The sequence below is a fragment of the Kitasatospora sp. NPDC091257 genome (assembly GCF_044757675.1).
Taxonomy (GTDB): Bacteria; Actinomycetota; Actinomycetes; order Streptomycetales; family Streptomycetaceae; genus Kitasatospora; species Kitasatospora lactacystinica.
Map to the genome: position 1 here is coordinate 1 of NZ_JBIVVI010000518.1, position 6,052 is coordinate 6,052.

Genomic DNA, 6,052 nt, shown 5'->3' on the forward strand with positions numbered 1-6,052 from the left:
CCGGCCGCCCACCAGTGCTACCGGGGGGTAGTACACGTTCGAGGACCACGGGTGCCACCATGGCCGTGCGGGCGGCAACTTGCGGCACTCTTGCCTGGGCGCTCCCCGGGGCCGGGTACCGTGGGTGGGTTCATCCCCGCCTGCCCGTTGGCCCCGCAGCCATCCTGAGGAGACCTTCCGTGCGTATCGCCGTTGCCGGCTCGATCGCCACCGACCACCTGATGACGTTCCCCGGCCGGTTCGCCGACCAGCTCGTCGCCGAGCAGCTGCACACCGTGTCGCTGTCCTTCCTGGTCGACACCCTGGACATCCGCCGCGGCGGCGTCGCGCCGAACATCACCTTCGGCATGGGTGTGCTCGGCCTGCGCCCGGTCCTGGTCGGCGCCGCCGGTGCGGACTTCGCCGAGTACCGCAGCTGGCTGGAGCGCAACAACGTGGACTGCGACTCCGTCCACATCTCCGAGACCCGGCACACCGCGCGCTTCATGTGCACCACGGACGAGGACCACAACCAGATCGCCTCGTTCTACACCGGTGCCATGGCCGAGGCCCGCAACATCGAGCTGAAGCCGATCGCCGACCGCGTCGGCGGCCTGGACCTCGTCCTGATCGGCGCCGACGACCCGCAGGGCATGGTCCGCCACACCCAGGAGTGCCGCACCCGCGGCTACGCCTTCGCCGCCGACCCCTCCCAGCAGCTGGCCCGCCTGGAGGGCGACGACATCCGCGAGATCGTGGACGGCGCCGCGTACCTCTTCACCAACGAGTACGAGGCCGCGCTGATCGAGAGCAAGACCGGCTGGGGCGCCGAGGAGCTGCTCACCCGCGTCGGCACCCGGATCACCACCCTGGGCAGCAAGGGCGTCCGGATCGAGCGCAAGGGCGAGGCGCCGATCCTGGTCGGCTGCGCCAAGGAGGAGGCCAAGGTCGACCCGACCGGCGTCGGCGACGCCTTCCGCGCCGGCTTCCTGGCCGGCCTGTCCTGGGACCTCGACCTGGAGCGCTCCGCCCAGCTCGGCTGCATGCTCGCCACCCTGGTGATCGAGACCGTCGGCACCCAGGAGTACGAGCTGCGCCCGGCCGCCTTCCTGAAGCGCTTCGAGGAGGCCTACGGCGCCGAGGCGGTCGCCGAGATCAGCGCGCACCTGGTCAAGTAGTCCGCCCCGCTCAGGAGCGACGCAGCACGAGGTAGGCCGAGCCCCGGTCGCCGCCGTACTCGGCGGCCGGGGCCTCGCCCGCGTACTCCTGCCCGCGCATCCCGCACCAGGCCGGGATGTCCAGCCGGGCCGCCTCGTCGTCCGCCAGCACCGCGACCGTGCCGCCCCGCGGCACCTCGCCGATCCGCTTCGCCAGCTCGATCACCGGCAGCGGGCAGCGCTTGCCCAGCGCGTCGATGACCAGCAGCGACTCCCGGGCCGCCGGTTCGGGTGCGGCCGCCGGCTCGGGCGCCGGCAGGTCCAGCCCGAGCGGCGCCCGGACGCCGGCCACCAGGTCCGGCAGCACCGCGAGGAAGCGCTCCACGTCGGCCTCGGCCGTCCCGTACGGCAGCGAGACCCGCACGTTCCCCTCGGTGAGCACGCCCATCGCCGCCAGCACGTGGCTGGGCGTCAGCGTGGACGAGGTGCAGGAGGAGCCGGAGGAGACCGCGAAGCCCGCCCGGTCCAGCTCGGTCAGCAGTACCTCCCCGTCCACGTACAGGCAGGAGAAGGTGACGATGTGCGGCAGCCGCCGCACCGGGTCGCCGACCACCTCGACCTCGGGCACCAGCTGCGGCACCCGGGTGCGGATCCGCTCCACCAGCGCGTGCAGCCGGGCGTTCTCCCGCTCGGCCTCGGCGCGTACGGCGCGCAGCGAGGCGGCCGCGGCCACGATCGCGGGGACGTTGACGTAGCCGGGCACCCGGCCGCCCTCGCGCTCGTCGGCGGGCAGCGGCGAGGCGTACCGGACGCCCTTGCGCACGGCCAGCACCCCGACCCCGGGCGGGCCGCCCCACTTGTGGGCGCTCGCGGTCAGCAGCGACCAGCCCGCCGGGACGTCCACCCGCCCGGCGCTCTGCGCCGCGTCCACCAGCAGCGGGACGCCGGCCGCGGCGCACAGCTCGGCGACCTCGCCGACCGGCTGCACCGTGCCGACCTCGTGGTTGGCGCTCTGCAGCGCGGCCAACGCGGTGTCCGGGCGCAGCAGCGCGCCGAAGGCCGCCGGGTCGGCCCGGCCGCCGCGGTCCACCGGCGCCACCGAGACCTCGCCCCCGCCCGCCAGGTGGCGTTCCGCGACGTGCAGCACGCTGGAGTGCTCCACCGCGGAGTGCGTGAAGTGGCGGCCGCGCCGCCGGTTCCCGGTCAGCGCGCCCAGCAGGCCGAGTTGGACGGCCTGGGTGCCGCTCGCGGTGAAGGCGATCTCGTCCGCCCGGGTACCCAGCACCGCGGCCACCGTCTCGCGGGCGGCGTCCAGCAGCATCCGGGCCTGTCGGCCGGAGCGGTAGAGCCGGGCCGGATCGGCCCAGCCCTCGTCCAGGGCGGCGGTCAGCGCCTGCCGCGCGACGGGGTGCAGAGGGGCCGTCGAGGCCGCGTCGAAGTACACGGTGACATTTAACGACACACCCGGCCGGTGTCCGGGCCCCTCGCGCGGCTCACCCGCCGTCAGTCGATCATCCCGAATGTCCGCTTCGTCCGCGTCCGACGGGCCGTCACGGACGTCGTCCGAGGTCATCCCCCGATCGGGCGTACGGACCTCGAATGCCTACGATGACCTGCGACGCAGCCCCCGCCGGGCCTGATCGGGCTAGCGGGCGGCGCGTTACCGGGGGCTGCCCGTCAGGAGCGCATAAGGCTGGAGTAGGGTTTGGCCCGCATAAGCATTCAAACCGTGCCCGTGGACGGGTCGCCGGGGAGGCTCACACTCCTCCCCGGGGCGACGCGAAGGCGGGCGAGACTTCGGGAAGGCGCTACGTGAGTCCCAACGGCTCCGACCGCTCGCCGCGGCGCACGATGCGGCGGAAGCTGCCTCAGGCGCTGGCACTGGGCCTCGTCATCGCGACCGCCACCGGCTGCTCGGCCAACGACCTCCCCAGGCTTGGCCTCCCGAGTCCCGTCACCCAGGAAGGGCCCTTGGTCCTCCAGATGTGGCAGGGCTCCTGGATCGCGGCGCTGGTGGTCGGCGTACTGATGTGGGGTCTGATCATCTGGAGTGTGATCTTCCACCGGCGCAAGCGCACCGGTGTGGAGATCCCTCCGCAGACCCGGTACAACGTGCCCATCGAGGCGCTCTACACCGCGGTCCCCATCATCATCGTCTCGGTCCTCTTCTACTTCGTCGCCCGCGACGAGGCGAAGCTGACCTCCACCTCCGAGAAGCCGCAGCACTACGTCAACGTGGTCGGTTTCCAGTGGAGCTGGGCGTTCAACTACGAGAACACCGAGACCCCCGACCCGGCCAACCGGGACGCCGCGTACGAGGTCGGTACGCCCAAGGACGCCCCGACGCTCTGGCTGCCGGTCAACGAGTCGGTTCAGTTCCGCCTCACCTCGCGTGACGTCATCCACGACTTCTGGCCCGTCAACTTCTTGATGAAGATGGACGTCGTGCCGGGCGTGGTGAACAAGTTCGAGGTCACGCCGACCGTCAAGGGCGAGTACATGGGCAAGTGCGCCGAGCTCTGCGGCGTCGACCACTCGCGCATGCTGTTCAACGTCAAGGTCGTCGACCGCGCCGACTACGACAAGCACCTGGCCGAGCTTCGCGCCAAGGGCCAGAACGGTGCGGTGCCCTCCGGCCTGATCACCATGGGAAGTGAAGAGAAGTGACAATCCTCAACGAGCCCGCCGCGGCCGGCGGGGGCGCCGAGGCCGTCACGGTCGGGGCGCAGCGGACCCGCAAGCCGGGTTCGACCATCATCAAGTGGTTGACCACCACTGACCACAAGACGATCGGCACGCTGTACCTGGGCACGTCGTTCGCCTTCTTCCTGATCGGTGGCATCCTCGCCCTGGTCATGCGTGCCGAGCTGGCTCGTCCCGGGACCCAGATCCTGTCGAACGAGCAGTTCAACCAGGCGTTCACGATGCACGGCACGATCATGCTGCTGATGTTCGCGACGCCGCTCTTCGCCGGCTTCGCGAACTGGATCATGCCGCTCCAGATCGGCGCCCCGGACGTGGCGTTCCCGCGTCTGAACATGTTCGCGTACTGGCTGTACCTCTTCGGCTCGACCATCGCGGTGGCGGGCTTCCTGACCCCGAACGGCGCCGCCAACTTCGGTTGGTTCGCCTACTCCCCGCTGTCCGACGCGGTGCACTCGCCCGGCATCGGCGGCGACATGTGGATCATGGGTCTGGCCTTCTCCGGCTTCGGCACGATCCTCGGCGCGGTCAACTTCATCACCACGATCATCTGCATGCGCGCTCCGGGCATGACGATGTTCCGGATGTCGATCTTCGTCTGGAACGTCCTGCTGACCTCGGTGCTGGTCCTGCTGGCCTTCCCGGTGCTGGCCGCCGCGCTGTTCGCCCTGGAGGCGGACCGCAAGTTCGGTGCCCACGTCTTCGACCCGGCCAACGGCGGGGCCCTGCTGTGGCAGCACCTCTTCTGGTTCTTCGGCCACCCCGAGGTGTACATCATCGCGCTGCCGTTCTTCGGCATCGTGTCGGAGATCATCCCGGTCTTCAGCCGCAAGCCGATGTTCGGTTACTCCGGTCTGGTCGCGGCCACCATCGCGATCGCCGGTCTGTCCGTGACGGTGTGGGCGCACCACATGTACGTCACCGGGCAGGTGTTGCTGCCGTTCTTCTCGTTCATGACCTTCCTGATCGCGGTCCCGACCGGTGTGAAGTTCTTCAACTGGGTCGGCACCATGTGGAAGGGCTCGCTGAGCTTCGAGACCCCGATGCTCTGGACGGTCGGCTTCCTGGTCACCTTCCTCTTCGGTGGTCTGACCGGTGTTCTGCTGGCCTCCCCGCCGATCGACTTCCACGTCTCGGACTCGTACTTCGTCGTCGCCCACTTCCACTACGTGGTCTTCGGCACCGTCGTGTTCGCGATGTTCGCCGGCTTCCACTTCTGGTGGCCGAAGATGACCGGCAAGATGCTGGACGAGCGCCTCGGCAGGATCACCTTCTGGACGCTGTTCTTCGGCTTCCACACCACCTTCCTGGTGCAGCACTGGCTTGGCGCGGAGGGCATGCCCCGCCGCTACGCCGACTACCTGAGCTCGGACGGCTTCACCACCCTGAACACCGTCTCGACCATCGGCTCCTTCGTGCTCGGCCTGTCGATCCTGCCGTTCCTCTACAACGTCTGGAAGACCGCCAAGTACGGCGAGAAGGTCACCGTGGACGACCCGTGGGGCTTCGGCCGCTCGCTGGAGTGGGCGACGTCCTGCCCGCCGCCGCGGCACAACTTCCTCACCCTCCCGCGGATCCGCTCCGAATCCCCGGCCTTCGACCTCCACCACCCGGAGATCGCCGCGCTGGACTACCTGGAGAACCACGGCGAGCCGGCCAAGCACCTCGCCGGTGTGACCCCGGCGAAGTACGACGCCCCGAAGCTGGGCAAGGGCAACAAGGAGGGTGACGCCTGATGAAGGAACAGGGAAAGATCTTCCTGGGCCTGTCGGTCTTCGTGCTGGCCATGGCCGTGACCTACGGCCTGTGGACCAACCACTCGGACAAGGGCATCGAGGCGGCCGGTACCACCGCGCTGTTCCTGGCCTTCGGCCTGTGCGCCTTCATCGGGTACTACCTCGCCTTCACCGCCCGCCGGGTGGACAGCGGCGCGGGTGACAACCCCGAGGCCGAGGTCGCGGACGACTCCGGCGAGCTGGGCTTCTTCGCCCCGCACAGCTGGCAGCCGCTCTCGCTGGCGCTCGGTGGCGCGCTCGCCTTCCTGGGCGTGATCTTCGGCTGGTGGCTGATGTTCTGGGCCGCCCCGATCATCATGATCGGCATCTTCGGATGGGTCTTCGAGTTCTACCGGGGCGAGAACCAGAACCAGTAGGTTCCCGCCTCCGGCACCAGGGCCGGTCCTCCCGCACGGGGGGACCGGCCCTGCTGCGTCC

General features: G+C 69.9%; 5 protein-coding genes. 4 read left to right on the plus strand and 1 reads right to left on the minus strand.

The features are described from left to right. Positions 1–179 precede the first annotated feature (179 nt). Complete coding sequence (locus ACIQOV_RS23150; protein ID WP_380635129.1) at positions 180–1,157, plus strand: carbohydrate kinase family protein; 978 nt, start codon at positions 180–182, stop codon at positions 1,155–1,157. Between the two features lie 10 nt (positions 1,158–1,167). Here ACIQOV_RS23150 and ACIQOV_RS23155 read toward each other — a convergent pair whose 3' ends face one another. Then, positions 1,168–2,709 (minus strand): cysteine desulfurase/sulfurtransferase TusA family protein, encoded by a 1,542-nt coding sequence (locus ACIQOV_RS23155; RefSeq protein ID WP_401051269.1) that lies wholly within the window; start codon positions 2,707–2,709, stop codon positions 1,168–1,170. Between the two features lie 239 nt (positions 2,710–2,948). Between ACIQOV_RS23155 and coxB the strand changes: the two genes are divergently transcribed. The 3 genes from coxB to ACIQOV_RS23170 are packed head-to-tail and all read left to right on the plus strand — an operon-like array spanning position 2,949 to position 5,991. Further along, positions 2,949–3,803, plus strand: a complete 855-nt coding sequence (gene coxB / locus ACIQOV_RS23160) for a cytochrome c oxidase subunit II (RefSeq protein ID WP_380545991.1) — start codon at positions 2,949–2,951, stop codon at positions 3,801–3,803. Next, positions 3,800–5,575, plus strand: coding sequence for a cytochrome c oxidase subunit I (gene ctaD, locus ACIQOV_RS23165; RefSeq protein ID WP_380545989.1), 1,776 nt, complete (start codon positions 3,800–3,802; stop codon positions 5,573–5,575). The genes coxB and ctaD overlap by 4 nt, the downstream gene beginning before the upstream one ends. Continuing rightward, positions 5,575–5,991, plus strand: a complete 417-nt coding sequence (locus ACIQOV_RS23170) for a cytochrome c oxidase subunit 4 (RefSeq protein WP_359897049.1) — start codon at positions 5,575–5,577, stop codon at positions 5,989–5,991. The genes ctaD and ACIQOV_RS23170 overlap by 1 nt, the downstream gene beginning before the upstream one ends. The last annotated feature ends 61 nt before the right edge of the window (positions 5,992–6,052 follow it).

Bases quoted from the DNA above. Each gene is read 5' to 3' on its own strand.
- ACIQOV_RS23155 (WP_401051269.1), bottom strand. From the start codon at position 2,709: ATGACCTCGGACGACGTCCGTGACGGCCCGTCGGACGCGGACGAAGCG.
- ACIQOV_RS23170 (WP_359897049.1), top strand. From the start codon at position 5,575: ATGAAGGAACAGGGAAAGATCTTCCTGGGCCTGTCGGTCTTCGTGCTG.